The organism is Streptomyces sp., assembly GCF_019510245.1.
Lineage (GTDB): Bacteria > Actinomycetota > Actinomycetes > Streptomycetales > Streptomycetaceae > Streptomyces.
Genome location: NZ_JAEKKT010000232.1, coordinates 52,048 through 69,654, shown reverse-complemented (window position 1 = coordinate 69,654; position 17,607 = coordinate 52,048). Strand labels below are relative to the sequence as shown.

Below are 17,607 nucleotides of genomic sequence, written 5' to 3'. Positions count from 1 at the left end.
GGCAACTTCATCTTCCGCACCCGCGAGTTCGAGCAGATGGAGATGGAGTTCTTCGTCAAGCCGGGCGAGGACGAGAAGTGGCAGGAGTACTGGATGGAGCAGCGCTGGAACTGGTACACCGGCCTGGGCCTGCGCGAGGAGAACATGCGGTGGTACGAGCACCCGAAGGAGAAGCTCTCCCACTACTCCAAGCGCACCGCTGACATCGAGTACCGCTTCCAGTTCGGCGGCAACGAGTGGGGCGAGCTGGAGGGTGTCGCCAACCGCACCGACTACGACCTGAACGCCCACTCCAAGGCCTCCGGCCAGGACCTCTCCTACTTCGACCAGGAGGCCCAGGAGCGCTGGACGCCGTACGTCATCGAGCCGGCGGCCGGTGTCGGGCGCGCGATGCTGGCGTTCCTGCTCGACGCCTACGTCGAGGACGAGGCGCCGAACGCCAAGGGCAAGCTGGAGAAGCGCACGGTGCTCCGGCTGGACCACCGGCTGGCCCCGGTCAAGGTCGCGGTCCTGCCGCTGTCCCGCAACCCCGAGCTGTCCCCGAAGGCCAAGGGCCTCGCCCAGGCGCTGCGCGGGCACTGGAACATCGAGTTCGACGACGCCGGTGCGATCGGGCGCCGCTACCGCCGCCAGGACGAGATCGGTACGCCGTACTGCGTGACCGTCGACTTCGACACGCTCGAGGACAACGCGGTCACGGTCCGCGAGCGCGACTCGATGAAGCAGGAGCGGGTGTCCCTGGACCAGATCGAGAGCTACCTCGCCGGCCGCCTCCTGGGCTGCTAGCCCCGCCCTCTTCCTTCGCCCGCCCTCCAGGCCGACCGAGTCGGCTGGAGGGCGGGCGTTTTTGCGTTGCGGCGGGCCGGCGGTGCGGTGCGAGCGCCGGGGCGGGCGGCCCACCCCAGGGGCGCTGGGGGTCCCCCCGGCCGAAGCGATCGGCTCCCACCGGCCCGCGGGGACCCACCGTAGGTCCGCCACCGCCGCCGCGCCCTCGCGACTATGGAATGACAGATATTGAAATCTGTCAGCTGTCATGCCAAGGTGGAGCCATGACGACGCACACCCGATCCCTCGGATCCACCGGCCCCCAGGTCTCCGCCCTCGGTCTCGGCTGCATGGGCATGTCCGCGCTGTACGGCGAGGCCGACCGCGCGGAGTCGATCGCCACCATCCACGCGGCCCTCGACGCCGGCGTGACCCTGCTCGACACCGGCGACTTCTACGCCATGGGCCACAACGAGATGCTGATCGGCGAGGCCCTGCGCACCGCCCCCGCGGCCCTCCGCGAGCAGGCGCTGACCAGCGTCAAGTTCGGCGCCCTGCGCGACCCGGACGGCGGCTGGAACGCCTACGACGGCCGCCCCGCCGCCGTGAAGAACTTCGCCGCCTACTCCCTCCAGCGCCTCGGCGTCGACCACATCGACGTCTACCGGATCGCCCGCGTCGACCCGGACGTGCCGATCGAGGAGACGGTCGGCGCCATCGCCGAACTGGTCGAGAAGGGGCACGTCCGCCACATCGGCCTCAGCGAGGCGAGCGCGCGCGACATCCGGCGCGCCGCCGCCACGGCGCCCATCTCCGACCTCCAGATCGAGTACGCCATCATCACCCGCGACATCGAGCGGGAGATCCTGCCGACCACCCGTGAGCTGGGCATCGGCATCACCGCGTACGGCGTGCTCTCCCGGGGCCTGATCTCCGGCCACTTCACCCGCGACCGGCAGCTCGGCGCGGGCGACTTCCGGGCCTTCTCGCCGCGCTTCCAGGGCGAGAACCTCCAGCACAACCTCGACCTCGTCGAGGCGCTGCGCAAGATCGCCGACGAGAAGGGCGTGACCGTCGCCCAGATCGCCATCGCGTGGGTGCTCTCCCGGGGCGAGGACATCGTGCCGCTCGTCGGCGCCCGCACCCGCGAGCGGCTCGCCGAGTCGCTGGGGGCGCTGGACGTCACCCTGGACGCGGCGGACCTGGCGGCGATCGAGGAGGCCGTACCGGCGGACGCGGCGGCGGGCACCCGCTACCCGGCCGCGCAGATGAGCCATCTCGGCACCGAGCACTGACCGCGGCGCCAGGTACCGTCTAGGCCATGGCAGCGACGTCCCCGACCCCGGCCCTGACCGCCGAACGCATCCTCGAGGCGACCGAGGAGGTGCTGCGCCGGCACGGCCCGGCCAAGGCCACCGTGGTGGACGTGGCCCGCGCGCTCGGCGTCAGCCACGGCAGCGTCTACCGGCACTTCCGGACCAAGGCGGCGCTGCGCGAAGCGGTGACGAAGCGGTGGCTCGACCGCACCTCGGAGCAGCTGTCCGGCATCGCGGCCGGCGACCGGGACCCGGAGGCGCGGCTGCGCGACTGGCTGCGGGCCCTGTTCGACGCGAAGCGCCGCAAGGCGGGTGCCGACCCGGAGCTGTTCGCCACCTACATGGTGCTGGTCGACGAGAACGGCCCGGCGGTCACCGAGCACATCGCCGACCTGACCGGCCAGCTGACCGCGATCATCGCGGACGGGGCCGGGACCGGTGTCTTCACCGTGCCCGACCCCGCCGCCGCGGCCCGGACCGTCTTCCAGGCCACCGGCCGCTTCCACGACCCGGGCTACGCGCGGGAGTGGGTGCGGCCGGAGGCCGAGGCGGACTTCGGGGCGCTGGTGGAGCTGCTGCTCAGGGGCCTCAGCCCACGTTGACCGTCACGGTCGGGGAGTAGACCTTCTTGCCGACCGCCGCGACCCGCAGGTGCTCGCTGCCCGGGTTGTTGAGCTTCCCGGTCAGCGAGTAGGAGCTGCCGTTCTTGACCTTCGCGGTCGCCTTGAGCGGGATCCACTTGCCGCCCTTCTGGTGCTGGAGCACCAGCGGCCAGCCGACCTTCAGGCCGGAGGTGCGGCCGGTGAAGGTCACCGAGTCACCGGCCTTGACCGAGGCCGTGCTCGCCTTGATCGAGATCGAGGCCATGGTGGTCGGGCTCGGCTTCGGGTGCGGCTTGGCGCTCATGGTGGGCGACGGGGCCGGTTTGGCCTCGGTGCCGAAAGCCCCGGCGGAACCGGCCGACAGCAGGGCCACGGAGAGCGCACCGGCGGCGAGGGCCCGGGAGAACTGGCGCTGTGTGGTGTGCATGGAAGTACTCCTGTCGAGGGACGGGGGGACCTCTCAAGGCTTGGCCGGGTCGCGCCGGGCGGCGACCCGGGCGGTCCCGGAGGCGGTGCGCACCGCCTCCGGATTCGGTAAAGACCGCAGGTGGCGGCGGGTGCTCTGACCTTGTGGTTCCGCCCCGGAAGCTCACCCGAACGGCGTAACGCGCGAGCTAGGCGGTGACCCGCCAGAACTCCCGCATCAGAGGGGTCGGCGTCGGCCCCGTCATGGCCGTCTGTGTCAACAGGACCGTGACCGTGCCGGTGGCCGGGACGACGTGCGCGGTGGTGCCGGTGCCGCCGACCCAGCCGTAGCGGCCGGGCACCGACCAGGGATCCGTGGGGGCGACGTCGACCGAGCCGCCGTACCCCCAGCCCTGGCCCTCCAGGAACAGCGCGGCGCTCTCGCGCTGGGCCGCCGTCAGGTGGTTGGTGGTCATCCGGCTCACCGACGTGGCGGTCAGCAGGCGGCGGCCGTCCGGGGCGGCACCGGCGTTCAGCAGCAGCCGGCCGAACGCCAGCCAGTCGTCGGCCGTGGAGACCAGGCCGCCGCCGCCCGAGGGGAAGCGCGGCAGGCTGCTGTAGGCGCCGTCCGGGGTGTCCGTCAGGCGCAGGGTGCCGTCCGCGGCGGGGGCGTAGGCGGAGGTGAAGCGGTGCCGTTTCGGCGCCGGCACCTCGAACGCCGTGTCCCGCATGTCCAGCGGCTCGAAGATCCGCTCCGCCAGGAAGTCCGGGAAGGCGCGGCCGGACACCCGGGCGACCAGGATGCCCTGGAGGGCGGACGAGGTGCCGTACAGCCAGGCCTCGCCCGGCTGGTGCAGCATCGGCACCTGGGCGAGCAGACTCAGCCAGCTGTCCGGGTCCGGCCAGTCCCGGAAGGGGCGGCCGTGGTCCTGGATCGCCGACAGGGCCCGCACGGCGGGCAGCGAGAAGTCGTCGGCGAGGCCCCAGCCGGCGCGGAAGCTGAGCAGGTCCTCGACGGTGACCGGGCGCTCCGCCGGCACCACGTCGTCGACGGGGCCCGTGGGCGTACGGACCACCATCGGCTTCGCCAGCTCCGGGAGCCAGTCGGCCACCGGGTCGCCGAGCCCGATCCGGCCCTCGTCCACCAGCATCAGCAGCGCGGCGGCGGTGATCGGCTTGGTGACCGACGCGATGCGGAAGACCGAGTCGCGGGTCATCGGGGCGGACCCCTCGACGTCGGTGTGCCCGACGGCGACCACCTCGACGTCGTCACCGCGGGCCACGAGGCCCACGGCTCCGGGGACGGTACCGGCCTCGACGTGGCGGCGCAGGGCGGCGTGCAGCGGGGAGGCGGTCATCGGTCGTCCTTCCGGTGGGCGCGGTGTCGGGCGGTACGACTCCCGTGCCCGCGGAAAGTCATCGCGAGGGCTGGGTGCCCGCGGGGTCCACGGTGGCCTGGTGCGCCTCGGCCAGGTGTTCCTCCGCCTTCAGCCAGGGCAGGAACTGGGCGCCCTTCTGCCAGCCGCAGGTGCCGCACTTGATCGTGCGCTGCACACCCGTACGCTGCACTCGGACCACGTGTTCCCGGCCGTGCTGGTCCCAGCGGCTGACCTTGCTCTCGTCGATCTGCGACATTGACGCCTCCGTAGTCTGTGCCCGGTCTGCTGTCCGGCACGTGTCGACGGCGGGCCGACGGCAAGGAGTGTGCAGCAAGTCCAACATCAACAGGGCTTTCTTCACCGGGTTTTGTCGAGCATGTCCCCGGAGTTCACACGGCGGACGAGGCCCCGCCGCGCACGACGAGGAGGAGGTCAGGGCGGCCGGGGGGTGCCTTCCGGAACGTCCCCGGCCCAACCTCCGGATCAAGAGCCGGACTTGGTGTACCGGCAGAAACCCTGGACAGGGAATTGACCCTGGCTCAAGATGAAAGCGACCTTGTGAAGCGGCCACCGGCACGGAGAGGCGATGCTGCCGGATCCTCAACGTTTCCTGGCCGTTGCCGGCCGCCGGATCGCGCGCGCCGAGGGCGCGGCCCAGGCCGTCCGTGAGCTGTACCGGGCGACGGTCCCGGACCTGGCGGACGGGATGTTCGTCTACCTCGGCGACCACCCGCCGGACGGGTCGGAGCCGGGGCGCCTGGAGTTGGACGGGACGCCCGCCGAACTCGGCGGCGCCATGGGCGGATCGCCCCCACGGTCGAGAGAGGTGGCGCCGGACGGCGCGCTCGCCGCCCTGCTGCGCTGCGGCAGGGCACGCGGCCGCGGCCCGGACGGCGTGGACGAGGCCCTGCGGGAACTCCTGGGCACGGCAACCCGGCTGCCGCAGGGGAACCGGGTCCTGCTCGCTCCGCTGCGCGCCCCCGACGCCGTCGTGGGCGTCGCGGTGTTCCTGCGGCGCCCGGACCGGGAGGACTTCGTGGACGACGACATCGCCCTGGCCGACGCGCTGTCGGCGCAGACCGCGCTCGGCGTGCGCGAGGACGCCCTCGCCGCCGCGCCGCCCGTCGCCCCGAAGGCCCCGGACGAGGACCGCCTGCGCTACGTCGGCGCCGCCACCCGGCGGATCGCCCGCGGCTTCGACACCGACGAGATCGTGCTGGGCCTGTGCCGGGCCGCCGTACCGACGTACTCCGACGCGGCCCTCGTCTACCTGCGCGACCCGCTCCCGGTCGGCGACGAACGCCCCAACGGCCCGGCCGTGCTCCGGCTGCGCCGCACCGACCGGCTCAAGGGCCCCGGCGCCGAGGACCTGGTCTGGCCCGCGGAGACGGTGAACGACGAGCAGGACGACCTGGACGCCTCCGACTGGAGCGAGGTGGTGCCCGGCGGCGCCCTCGCCGAGGTGCTGCGCGGGGTCCGGCCGGTGTTCGCCGACACCCCGCCGACCCGCGCCGCACTGGGCGAACTCGTCGGCACGGACAGCGCGCTGAACGACTGGGTCGGCTCGCACGCGATCCTCGCCCCGCTGCGCGGCCGCCGCCGGGTCACCGGCGCCGTCGTCTTCCTGCGCCGGCCCGAGCGCCCGGCGTTCGAGCCCGCCGACCTGCTGGTCGCCGCCCAACTGGCCACCCACACCGCGCTCGGCGTCGACAAGGCCGTCCTGTACAGCAGGGAGGCCTTCATCGCCGACCGGCTGCAGCGCGCCATGCTCCCGCAGACGCTGCCCCGGCCCACCGGCGTCCGCCTCGCCTCCCGCTACCTGCCCGCCGCCGAGACCGCGCGGGTCGGCGGCGACTGGTACGACGCGATCCCGCTGCCCGGCAGCCGGGTGGCGCTGGTCGTCGGCGACGTCATGGGCCACTCCATGACCTCGGCCGCCGTCATGGGCCAGCTGCGCACCACCGCGCTGACCCTGGCCGGCCTCGACCTGCCCCCGCAGGAGGTCCTGCACCACCTCGACGAACAGGCCCAGCGGCTCGGCACCGACCGCATGGCCACCTGCCTGTACGTCGTCTACGACCCCGTCTCGCACCGCATGACCGTCGCCAACGCCGGCCACCCGCCGCCGATCCTGCTGCACCCGGGCGGCAAGACCGAGGTCCTCACGGTGCCGCCGGGCGCCCCGATCGGCGTCGGCGGCATCGACTTCGAGGCGGTCGAGCTGGACGCCCCCACCGGGGCCACCCTGCTCCTCTACACCGACGGCCTGGTGGAGTCCCGGCTGCGCGACGTGTGGACCGGCATCGAGCAGCTGCGCGAGAAGCTCGCCGCCACCGCCCAGCTGACCGGGCCCGACCGGCCGCCGCCCCTCGAAGCCCTGTGCGACGAGGTGCTCGACATGCTCGGCCCCGGTGACCGGGACGACGACATCGCGCTGCTCGCCGCCCGCTTCGACGGCATCGCGCCGAGCGACGTGGCGTACTGGACCCTGGAGCCGGAGGTCGGTGCCCCCGGCCGGGCCCGCCGGCTCACCCGGCAGGCCCTGGCCGGCTGGGGGCTGGAGGACCTCACGGACACCGCCGAGCTGCTGGTCAGCGAGATCGTCACCAACGCCGTACGGCACGCCTCCCGCCCGATCAGCCTGCGGCTGCTGCGCACGGACGTGCTGCGCTGCGAGGTCGGCGACGACGTGCCGCAACTGCCGAGGCTGCGGCAGGCCAAGGCCACCGACGAGCACGGCCGCGGGCTGTACCTGGTGCACCGGCTGGCCCGGCGCTGGGGCACGACCCGGCTGGGGACGGGCAAGATCGTGTGGTTCGAGCTGGGCGGCTGAGTGCGCCGCCGGGGGTGCCGCGATCTGCCGTCTGGCGACTGCGACGCCGTCGCGGCTGGTCGCGCAGTTCCTCCCCCAGCCTTCGGCTGGGGGTCCCCCAGCGCCCCGAAGGGGCGCTGCCGCCGCGCGGGGCGCTGCCGCCGCGCGGGGCGCTGCCGCCGCGCGGGGCGCTGGCAGCGCACGGGGCGCTGCCGTACGGGGGGGCTGACGTACGGGGCGCTGATCAGCCCACCGTGCGGGGCAGGCGCAGGCTGAGGAGGCCGGTCAGGACGACCAGGGCCAGCTGGACCAGGAGGGTGGTGACGAGGGCGTCCCGCATGCCCTGGTGCGGGACCAGGGAGAGGAACAGGGTGCCCAGGGTGGCCACGCCGAGGGCGAGCGCCGACTGCTGGGTCGTGACCATCACGCCGCTGCCCACCCCGCCCCGCGCCGGCGGTATCTCCGACATCACCAGGCGCAGCACGTTGGGCAGTTGCAGGGCCTGACCGGCACCGGCGACCGCGACCCCGGGCAGCAGTCCGGTGAAGTCCAGGTGCGGCCAGTCCCGCCGGGCGGCGAGCACGATGAGGACCAGCCCGACCGCCTGGATCACGGACCCGGCGGTCACCACCCGGCTGCCGTACCGGGCGGTCAGCCGCGGTCCGGCGAGCGAGACGAACAGGAAGGCGACCGCCATCGGGGCGAGCGCCATCCCGGCCGGGACCGGACCGAGGTGCTCCCCGCTCTGCAGGGCCACGGCGATCACGAACATGAACCCGCTGAACCCGATCGAGAACGGCAGCATCAGCACCAGGCCCCGGCGCAGCGAGGCGAGTTCGAACAGGCTCGGCGGGACCAGCGGCGTACGGCCGGCGCGGTCGGCGCGGCGCTCCACGGCGTAGAAGGCGGCGGCCACGCCCGGGAACGCGGCCAGTGACATCCAGGTCCACAGCGGCCAGCCCGCCGCCCGGCCCTCGGTGAGCGGGGCGAGGAGGGTGAGCAGGGAGACCGCGAGCAGCACGGTCCCGGGTCCGTCGACGGGCTCCGGCTTCTGCGACCGGGTCTCCGGGACGAACCGCGCCCCGAGCACCAGCCCGACGAGCACGACCGGCACGTTCACCAGGAACACGGACCGCCATCCCGTGCCCGCGATGTCCGCGGCGACCAGCACCCCGCCGAGGATCTGCCCGGCCACCATGGAGAGGCCGGCGGTGGCGCCGTACAGGCTCATGGCCCGGGCGCGGCGGCCGCCGGCGGTGGCGGCCTGGATGGTGGCGAGGACCTGCGGGAGCATCGCGGCGGACGCGGCGCCCTGGGCGACCCGGGCGGCCACCAGCGTCCAGGCACTGGGCGCGAGTCCACAGGCCAGCGAGGTCAGCCCGAACGCGGCCATGCCGCCGAGGAAGAGCCGGCGGCGCCCGAACAGGTCGCCGAGCCGCCCGCCGAGCACCAGCAGCACGGCGTAGGCGACGCCGTACCCGGCGACGACGAGTTCCAGGACCGCCTCGCCCGCGTGCAGGTCGGCGCCGATGGTGGGCAGGGCGACGTTGACGATGAAGAAGTCGATGAGCGGAAGTGCGGCGGCCAGCAGGACGGTGAACAGCCCGGGGCCGCCGAGCGCCGGTGGCGCGGACGGGGACCGTACGGTCGCGGTGGTGACGGTTTCGGTCATGGTCCCGAGCCTGCTCCGGCACTCAGAGTGGTACCAGAGTCTCTTCATCCTGGTAGAAGAAGTACCTGGCAACAGGATCCGCGGGACGGCACGCTGGAGGCATGACGACCACCGCGAGTGAAACGAAGGCTTCGCCGGTACGGAGCGCGTGCATCCGGCGGCAGGAGCTGGCCGCGTTCCTGCGCAGCCGTCGGGAGCGGATCACCCCGGAGGAGGTGGGCCTGCCACGCGGCACCCGCCGCCGCACCCCCGGCCTGCGGCGAGAGGAGGTCGCGCAGCTCTCCGCGGTCGGCGTCACCTGGTACACCTGGCTCGAACAGGCCAGGGACATCCAGGTCTCCGTCCAGGTCCTGGACGCCCTCGCCCGTACGCTCCTGCTCGACGCGAGCGAGCGCGCCCACCTCTTCCAGCTGGCCGAAGCCGTGGACCCCACCCCGGCCGCGAGCTGCACCGGCGTCACCCCAGCGATGTACGAGATGCTCCGCGCCCTGGAGCCCCTCCCGGCCTGCGTGCAGAACAGCCGTTACGACATCCTCGCCTACAACCGCACCTACGCCCGCCTGTTGTGCGACCTCGACGCGGTCCCGCCCGAGGACCGCAACTGCATGATCCTCGTCTACACCCACCCCGAGTGGCAGCGCTCCATCGTGCACCTGGAGGAGACCCGCCGCCTGATGGCCGCGAAACTCCGCGCTTCCATGGCCGGTCACCTCGGCGAGCCCGCCTGGAAGATGCTGGTCAAGCGTCTGACGACGGAGTCCCCGGAGTTCCGCGCGAACTGGGAGCGGTACGAGGTCGTGGGCGTCCGCACCAGGACCAAGCAGTTCCTCAACCAGTACGTGGGCTTCCTCTCCCTGGACCACACGGACCTGTGGCTGAAGCCCGAGACCGGGGCGCGGATGGTCACGTACGTACCGACGGACGAGGAGTCACGGCACCGCCTGGCAGAGCTGCACGACCTGGCGCGGACGGGGGCGGTGTCGCCGAACTCCTGACCGGAACACGGGAATTCGTTCGCACAACTGAGTACGCGTACTCAGGACCGGGGCGCCGTCCCGCCCCGACGATGCAGGGGGGAGAGGGAACGAGGAGACGGCGAACCGACGTCCGGCCACGGGGGAGAAGACGATGGAATACGGCCCGGCCCGCACCGTTGTCCGGCTGATGCTCACCAACCGCCTCTCGGTGGCCTACCTGGTCCTGGTCGGCGTCGTCATCGCCAAGGCCACCGTCGACTCCGTGCACGCGGACGAGCACGGCTCCGACTACGCCTGGCTCTGGCCGCCCCTGGTCACGTTCCCGGTCTTCCCGCTGCTCTCGGCGCTCGGCAGGACGGCCTGGCGCACGGACACCCCGGACTGGTTCTTCATCGGCACCGTCGTCGTCTCGGCGCTGCTGCAGTCCCTGGCCCTGGGCGCCCTGCGGCACGCGGTCCTGGCCCGCCACCGCCGCTCGGTCCGCTCCTGCTGAGTCAGGCCCGCCCCGCCGCCCCCACGGCCTGCCGCACCTCGGGCGACTCCAGCCGGGCCGCGGTGCGGTCGGCGGTCGCGCGGGCCCAGCTGCCGTTCGTCACGGCGCCCAGCAGCAGGACCGCGAGTCCGCAGCCGGCCAGGATCCACCAGCCGGGGCGGGCGGCGCCCACGAACCTGCCGGCGTACGACGAGGAGCCGATCCCGGAGGCCAGCACCGCGCCGATCACCGCGACGCCCAGGGTCTGGCCCAGCTGGCGGCTGGTGGAGGCGACCGCGGCCGCGACGCCCGCCTGGGACCTCGGCATGCCGGAGACCGCCGTGTTGGTGATCGGGGCGTTCACGAAGCCGAAGCCGATGCCGAACAGGACATAGCCGAGGAAGAGGGTGGTGTCCGAGGTCTCGGCCTCGAACGCGGCGAACAGCACCGCGCTCGCGGTCATCGCGACACCGGCGATCACCAGTGGCAGACGCGGACCCCGGCTGCCGACCAGGCGGCCGGCCAGCGGGGCGCACAGGAACATCGGGACCGCCATCGGCAGCATCCACAGGCCCGCGTGCAGGGCGTCCAGGCCACGCACGTTCTGCAGGTACAGCGTGGAGAGGAACAGGAAACCGCCCAGGGACGCGAACGCGCTGATCGCGATCACCGTCGCGCCGCTGAACGGCGCCGAGCGGAAGAAGCGCAGGTCGATGAGGGGCTCGTCGCGCCGCGGCTCGAACCAGAGGAGGCCTGCCAGGGCGACGAGGGCCACCGCGGCGAAGGGGAGGACCGTGCCCGCGCCCGCCGTCGGCGCCTCGATGATCGCGTACGTCAGCGAGCCGAAGAGGGCGATGACCAGCACCTGGCCGACCGGGTCGGGGCGGCGGGCCTTCGGCGCCCGGGACTCGGGCACGAAGCGCAGCGTCAGCAGGACGGCCGCCAGGCCCACCGGGATGTTGACCCAGAAGATCGCCCGCCAGCCGACCGACTCCACGAGCAGGCCGCCGACCAGCGGTCCGGCGGCCATGGATATGCCCACCACCGCACCCCACACGCCGATCGCCCGGGCCCGCTCGCGCGGGTCGGTGAAGGTGTTGGTGATGATCGACATGGCGACCGGGTTGAGCATCGAGCCGCCCACCGCCTGGACCATGCGGAACGCGATCAGCGAGTCGAGGTTCGGGGCGAGGGAGCAGAGCAGGGAGCCGATGGAGAAGACGACCAGGCCGGTCATGAAGACCTTCTTGCGGCCGACCCGGTCGCCCGTGGAACCGGCGAGCATCAGCAGCGAGGCCAGGACGAGGGTGTACGCGTCGATGGTCCACTGCAGGCCGGCCGTCGAGGCGTGCAGCTCGCGCTGCATGGACGGCAGGCCGACGTTGAGCGCGGTCGTGTCGAGACTGACGATCAGCAGGCTCATACAGCAGATCGCGAGGACGAGCATGCGGCGGCGGGGGCTGAGCTCGGGCATGGGTGCCATCGTACGCCCATTTCGATAGTGCGTCTAACTAATGAGTGGTCCATGATCGGCGCGGAGGGTGACCGGACCGGCCGTTGTCCACAGGCCGGACGAGCACCGCGCGGCGTACGGGACAATGGGGGAATGCCCGAGCCCACGTCCCCCCTCCAGGTCGGCCCGCACACCGTCCGGCCGCCGGTCGTCCTCGCCCCCATGGCGGGAATCACCAACGCGCCCTTCCGGACCCTGTGCAGGGAGTTCAGCGGGGGCAAGGGGCTGTTCGTCAGCGAGATGATCACGACCCGGGCGCTGGTCGAGCGCAACGAGAAGACCATGCAGCTGATCCGCTTCGACGAGAGCGAGAAGCCCCGGTCCATCCAGCTGTACGGCGTCGACCCGGCCACCGTGGGCAAGGCCGTCCGCATGATCGCGGAGGAGGGCCTGGCCGACCACATCGACCTGAACTTCGGCTGCCCGGTCCCGAAGGTGACGAGGAAGGGCGGCGGGTCCGCGCTCCCGTTCAAGCGGAACCTGCTGCGCGCGATCCTCCGCGAGGCGGTGTCCGGCGCCGGCGACCTCCCCGTCACCATGAAGATGCGCAAGGGCATCGACGACGACCACATCACCTACCTCGACGCCGGCCGGATCGCCGTCGAGGAGGGTGTCACCTCCATCGCCCTGCACGGCCGCACCGCCGCCCAGCACTACGGCGGCACGGCGGACTGGGAGGCCATCGCCCGTCTGAAGGAGCACGTCCCGGAGATCCCCGTCCTCGGCAACGGCGACATCTGGTCGGCGCAGGACGCGCTCAGGATGGTCCGGGAGACGGGCTGCGACGGAGTGGTCGTCGGCCGTGGCTGCCTGGGCCGGCCGTGGCTCTTCGCCGACCTGGTCGCCGCCTTCGAGGGGCGCCCGCAGGACGTCCTGAAGCCGTCCCTGCGCGAGGTCGCCGACGTCATGGTCCGGCACGCGACCCTGCTCGGCGAGTGGCTCGGCGACGAGTCCAAGGGCGTGGTCGACTTCCGCAAGCACGTCGCCTGGTACCTCAAGGGCTTCGCGGTCGGCAGCGAGATGCGCAAGAAGCTCGCCATCACGTCCTCGCTGGCCGACCTCCGCGCCGGCCTGGACGAACTGGACCTCGACCAGCCCTGGCCCACCGGCGCCGACGGCCCTCGCGGCCGGACGTCCGGCAACAACCGGGTGGTGCTGCCGGACGGCTGGCTGAAGGACCCCTACGACTGCGCGGGCATCGGCGAGGACGCGGAACTGGACACGTCGGGGGGCTGAGCGCCCCGCGCGGGGGCGCACCACCGGCGGAGCGGTCAGTTCGTCTTCGGGTGCGGCGTGGAGCCGTACGCCGTCAGGAACTTGTCGCGGAACGCGCTCATCTTCCACACCGGGGCGTTGTGCGCCGGGCGCAGACCGTCGGTCCAGTTCCAGGAGTCGATCGCGTCCAGCACCTTCGGGTCCTTGGCGACGATCGAGATCGGCACGTCTCGGCTGGCGTGGTTGCCGCTGACCCGGGCGATCGGCTGGTGGTCGCCGAGGAAGACGAGCACCGTGTTGTCGTTGCCGTAGCGCTCCAGCCACTCGGTGAGCGCGGTCACCGAGTACTGGACCGACTTGCCGTACTCCTGGCGGGACTTGGTGGTGTCGGCGATGACGTCGGACGCCTTGTTGCCGGCCTTCTGGATGGCGTTGAAGACCGAGCCGTCGCCCAGCTGGTCCCACGGCACCATCTTGGGGATCGGCGCCCACGGCTGGTGGCTGGAGGTCAGGATCAGGAACGACATCCGGGACTTGCCGTCGGCCGGCTTCTTGCTGTGCACCCGGTCCTGGAACTGCTGCAGCGCGTACTGGTCGGGCATCGTCGACCAGCTGAACTTCGGTCCCTTGTAGCCGAGCTGGAAGGCGTTGTAGACCTTGTCGAGGCCGTAGTAGCTCTGCTCGGGCCAGCCCTTCTGGATACCCGGCATCACGCCCACGGTGTCGAAGTCGCCCGTCTTCTGGAACGCCTTGGTGATGCTGAGGTGGTTGCTCGCCATGACGGTGCGGTAGCGCTGCTGGTTGCTGACCCACAGTCCCGACATCGTCGTGGAGTGGCCGAGCCAGCTGCTGCCGCCGTAGGTCGCCGAGGTCAGCGGCGAGGGTGCTGTCGACGCCGGGTGCCTCGATCGGGTCCTCGATGGCGCTGCGGCCGTAGCTCTCGATGAACGTGAAGACGACGTCCTTGCCGCGCAGGCTGGTCAGCAGCTGGTCGGACGGGGTGTTGCCGAAGGCGTCCACCTTGGCGACCTTCCGGAACTCCGCCTCGTCGTGCAGGGTGTCCTTCACCTGCCGGGCCTTGATCTCCAGCGTGGTCGCGGTGCTGTCGGCCGCGAGCGGCACGCCGCCGGCGAGCTGGACGCCGAAGGAGGAGCAGGTGATCCAGACGACACCGGCGATCAGGGTGCCGCGGGTGGCCCGCCCGGGATGCCGGGCGAGCAGATTGCTCAGCCGGACCGTCGCCAGCGCCAGCAGCACGAAGATCAGCAGCACGAGGACGACGGCACCGACGCTGACGGCGAGGGTGGCCGTCCGGCCCATCGTGTCCTCGAGATACGACTCCGCGTCGCCGAGCAGGCTCCAGTCCAGGATGGCGTTGAAGCTCCGGCCCAGGTACTGCTTGAACCCCATGTCCAGGGCGTTGACCAGGGTCAGCGCACCGAGTACGACGCCGAACACCGCGGCCAGCACGATCCGGGGCCGCCGGGGCAGCGCCAGCGCGACGGCGGCCGCGATGATCCCCTCGGACGGCAGCCGCACGAACTTCGCGGGCCCGAGCGCGACGACGGTGTTCGGCATCACCAGCGCGGCGATCACGAGTGCCGCGCACAGCACGGTGACACCGTTCGACACCACGGAGGCAGCGGTGGGATGCGCCTCCCGCCACACCGCCCGCCGCTCCCGAACCCGCCCACTCCAGGCGGCCCAGCCGCGCCGCCGGGGGCGGGGGGTGTCGGTGGCGGGAGTGGGTGCGGCGGAGCTTCCGGGGACGGAGGCGTCGTCGGATCCGGATTCCTGCCCGACTCCGGCCACGGCCTCGGCTCCGGTCTCGGGGGCGGCTTCGGTCTTGGAGGTGGCTTCGGCCTCGGCCTCGGCTCCGGTCTCGGGGGCGGCTTCGGTCTTGGAGGTGGCTTCGGCCTCGGCCTCGGCTCCGGTCTCGGGGGCGGCTTCGGTCTTGGAGGTGGCTTCGGCCTCGGGACCGGTTTCGACGGCGGCTTCGGGCTCGGTGGTGGTGTCGGTCTTGGATCCGGAGTCGGTCTCGGAGGCGGCTATGTACTCGGGTTCGGCCTCAGGGGCGGCTCCGGCCTTGGGCGCGGTCTCGGGCTCGGAAGTCCCGGGCGCCGCTTCCCGCTCGGACTCAAGTACCTCGGACTCCTCCGGCGGCGCTTCGCGTTCGGACGGCCCGGACGGCGTGTCCGATGGCTGGCGAATGCTCGTGTGCTGAGACAACCCGGAGGTCCTTCCGTGCGCGACCCGTGAAACGGAAGCGGGCCAACGCTCGGAGGCCGAACCCGCCACATTTCCGTACGGCCCTCTTTAGGTCCGTGTTCAGGCCATTCGGCAAACACCGGGCAAACACAACGCCTCCGTCAGAGACGCGGGCCGTCTCAGTGTGCCGCTGCGGGCAGCGCCCCGTAAGGGGCGCGGGGCCGTAGTCGATTTGCGGCTCCGCCGCGTGGGCGCGACCAGCCCCCACGCACCCGCACCCGGCCCACGACCCCCCGGCCCCCCGCCCCCCTCCCTACGCCCCGCCCACCGCAGTGAGCAGCGCCAGCGGAGCCGCCGCCGACCGGGACTCCCGCACGCACGCATGCGGATACGGCACCGGCTCCGGATGCGAGTCCCTCCCGTACCCGGCCAGCACCTCCGGCAGCCGGTGCCCGCCCGCCGTCGCCGCGTCGACCATCCCGTGCGCCACCGTCCGCGCCTCGTCGTGCAGCCCGTACCGGGCGAGCCCGAGCGCGATCAGCGCGTTGTCGTGCGGCCACACCGACCCGCGGTGGTACGACAGCGGGTGGTACGCCGCCTGCCCCGCGGCCAGCGTCCGCACCCCCCACCCCGAGAAGAAGTCCGGCTCCAGCAACCGCCGCCCGACCACCTCCCCGTACTCCTTGTCCAGCAGCCCCGACCACAGCAGATGCCCGGCGTCCGAGGCGAGCGCGTCGACCTGCCGGCCCTCCCCGTCAAGGGCCAGCGCGGGGAAAGCGGCCTTCCGCATCCAGAAGTCCTGCTGGAACCGGTCCCGCAGATCACCGGCGGCCTGTTCGAGCAGCGCCGCGTACGTCTCGTCGGCCCACGCCGTCCGTGCCAGCCACGCCGTCCGGCGCAGCGCGTCGTACGCGTACCCCTGGGCCCCCGCCGCCATCACGGTCCCCATCGGCCGGCTGCCGTCGGCGGAGCAGATCGCGCCGGGGGAGTCCTTCCAGTTCTGGTTGGCGAGGCCGCCCTTGTCCGCGCGGTAGACCAGGTAGCCGCGCGAGGTCAGCCCGCCGTGGTCGAGCATCCAGCCGACGGCCGCGCGCGCGTTGCGTTCGAGCCGCCGGGCCAGCTCCGCGTCCCCGGTCTGCTCGACATACGCGCCGAGCAGGATCAGGAATAGCGGTGTCGCGTCGACCGACCCGTAGTAGCGCCCGTACGGCACCTGCCCGAAGTGCGCCAGTTCGCCGTGGCGTACCTCGTGGACGATCTTCCCGGGCTGGGCCACGGAGTGCGCGCCGGTCTCGGTGGCCTGGGTGGCGGCGAGGGCCGGCAGGGTGGCCGCGGCCAGACGCGGGCGGTAGGGGAGGGCGAAGAGGGAGGTGAGGAGGGCGTCGCGGCCGAGCAGGGTGAGGAACCAGGGGGCCCCGGCCGCCGGGACCCTGAGCTCCTCGCCGTCCGGTCCGGTGGCCGGCACCTGGAGCGCGGCGAGGTCGGAGAGGCCGCGGGCGCAGGCCGCCGCCAGTTCCGGCCAGCCCGTCGGGAAGGCCACGCCCTCCACGAACTCGCCCTCCAGCGCGAGAAGCTGCTCGTTCAGCGCGGCCGGGTCGCGGGGCACCCGCAGCGCCCGCCGGTCGCCGTGCGGGCGCGCCATCACCCGGACCAGCAGCTCGGTGGTGCCGTGCGGTTCCAGCTCCAGCGTCCACACCATCCGCCGGGCGCCGGTCCCGGTCTCCTCCACGGCGTCCGGGGCCGGCTCGGTGGTGATCGTCGTACAGGACCGCCACTCGCCCCGGCGGTAGCCGAACTCCAGCCCGTCGTCGAGGACCTGGCGGGAGCGGACCGCGCCGGACTTGGTGTAGGTGCGGTGGTCGGCGCGGAGCTCGAACTGGTCGGTGAAGTCGGCGTCGGCGGTGATCGCGAGCCGGATCGTGGTCGGCACCGGACGGTTGCTGGTGACCCGCAGGGACTCGGCGAACGAGCCGTCGCCGACGGCCTGTTCCCGGAAGAGCGTGTGTGCGGGCGGTTCCTGGCGGCCGCCACGGGGGACCAGGACACAGCGCGTGCCGTCCCCGTCGGCGACCGGGGTGAGCACCTCGGGCAGCGCCCCGTCGACCGTCAGCTGCCAGCGGCTGAGGTGCCGGGCGTCCCGTACGAATAACCCGTCCGGGGAGCCGCCGCCCCGCACGCCGCTGATGTCGCCGCGGTCGTCCACTGCCGCGAACGTCGTGCCGTGCACGAGCAGATGATGCCGGTCCGTCATCCCCGGTCCCCTCCTTCGTC

General features: G+C 72.7%; 13 protein-coding genes and 1 pseudogene. 7 read left to right on the top strand and 7 right to left on the bottom strand.

The annotated features are described in order from the left end of the window. The 3 genes from JF597_RS45725 to JF597_RS45715 all read left to right on the top strand — a co-directional run. Positions 1-786, top strand: a 786-nt coding sequence (locus JF597_RS45725; RefSeq protein WP_294010993.1) for a glycine--tRNA ligase, incomplete at its 5' end; no start/stop codon positions are given. Between the two features lie 263 nt (positions 787-1,049). Then, positions 1,050-2,060 (top strand): aldo/keto reductase, encoded by a 1,011-nt coding sequence (locus JF597_RS45720; RefSeq protein ID WP_294010992.1) that lies wholly within the window; start codon positions 1,050-1,052, stop codon positions 2,058-2,060. 26 nt (positions 2,061-2,086) lie between these two features. After that, a complete protein-coding gene (locus JF597_RS45715; protein WP_294010991.1) occupies positions 2,087-2,683 on the top strand; it encodes a TetR family transcriptional regulator in 597 nt (198 codons plus the stop codon). Here the strand turns inward: JF597_RS45715 and JF597_RS45710 are convergent. The 3 genes from JF597_RS45710 to JF597_RS45700 form a co-directional block, all read right to left on the bottom strand. Next, positions 2,670-3,110: a hypothetical protein gene (locus JF597_RS45710; protein WP_294010990.1), complete on the bottom strand. Its 441-nt coding sequence runs from the start codon at positions 3,108-3,110 to the stop codon at positions 2,670-2,672. The two genes, JF597_RS45715 and JF597_RS45710, sit on opposite strands and share 14 nt — an antisense overlap. A gap of 187 nt (positions 3,111-3,297) precedes the next feature. After that, positions 3,298-4,446, bottom strand: coding sequence for a serine hydrolase domain-containing protein (locus JF597_RS45705; protein ID WP_294010989.1), 1,149 nt, complete (start codon positions 4,444-4,446; stop codon positions 3,298-3,300). A gap of 58 nt (positions 4,447-4,504) precedes the next feature. After that, complete coding sequence (locus JF597_RS45700) at positions 4,505-4,723, bottom strand: hypothetical protein (RefSeq protein ID WP_294010988.1); 219 nt, start codon at positions 4,721-4,723, stop codon at positions 4,505-4,507. Between the two features lie 330 nt (positions 4,724-5,053). Between JF597_RS45700 and JF597_RS45695 the strand changes: the two genes are divergently transcribed. Beyond that, positions 5,054-7,300: a SpoIIE family protein phosphatase gene (locus tag JF597_RS45695; protein WP_294010987.1), complete on the top strand. Its 2,247-nt coding sequence runs from the start codon at positions 5,054-5,056 to the stop codon at positions 7,298-7,300. A gap of 223 nt (positions 7,301-7,523) precedes the next feature. Here JF597_RS45695 and JF597_RS45690 read toward each other — a convergent pair whose 3' ends face one another. Further along, complete coding sequence (locus JF597_RS45690) at positions 7,524-8,951, bottom strand: MFS transporter (RefSeq protein WP_294010986.1); 1,428 nt, start codon at positions 8,949-8,951, stop codon at positions 7,524-7,526. 101 nt (positions 8,952-9,052) lie between these two features. Here JF597_RS45690 and JF597_RS45685 point away from each other — a divergent pair, with 101 nt between their 5' ends. Together JF597_RS45685 and JF597_RS45680 are read left to right on the top strand one after the other, a co-directional pair. Beyond that, complete coding sequence (locus JF597_RS45685; protein WP_294010985.1) at positions 9,053-9,946, top strand: helix-turn-helix transcriptional regulator; 894 nt, start codon at positions 9,053-9,055, stop codon at positions 9,944-9,946. 133 nt (positions 9,947-10,079) lie between these two features. Then, positions 10,080-10,421, top strand: a complete 342-nt coding sequence (locus JF597_RS45680; protein WP_294010984.1) for a hypothetical protein — start codon at positions 10,080-10,082, stop codon at positions 10,419-10,421. 1 nt (position 10,422) lies between these two features. Here the strand turns inward: JF597_RS45680 and JF597_RS45675 are convergent, their stop codons facing one another. Continuing rightward, positions 10,423-11,874, bottom strand: a complete 1,452-nt coding sequence (locus JF597_RS45675) for an MFS transporter (RefSeq protein ID WP_294010983.1) — start codon at positions 11,872-11,874, stop codon at positions 10,423-10,425. A 132-nt stretch (positions 11,875-12,006) separates the two neighbouring features. Here JF597_RS45675 and dusB point away from each other — a divergent pair, with 132 nt between their 5' ends. Then, positions 12,007-13,149 carry a tRNA dihydrouridine synthase DusB gene (gene dusB / locus JF597_RS45670; RefSeq protein WP_294010982.1) on the top strand — a complete coding sequence of 381 codons (1,143 nt, stop codon included), beginning with the start codon at positions 12,007-12,009 and terminating at the stop codon, positions 13,147-13,149. Between the two features lie 35 nt (positions 13,150-13,184). Here dusB and JF597_RS55825 read toward each other — a convergent pair. Together JF597_RS55825 and JF597_RS45660 are read right to left on the bottom strand one after the other, a co-directional pair. Next, positions 13,185-14,706, bottom strand: a pseudogene (locus tag JF597_RS55825) (sulfatase-like hydrolase/transferase). Between the two features lie 943 nt (positions 14,707-15,649). Continuing rightward, the gene (locus tag JF597_RS45660; protein ID WP_294010981.1) at positions 15,650-17,587 is read right to left on the bottom strand and encodes a glycogen debranching N-terminal domain-containing protein; all 1,938 of its coding nucleotides are present in this window, start codon (positions 17,585-17,587) and stop codon (positions 15,650-15,652) included. Positions 17,588-17,607 lie beyond the last annotated feature (20 nt).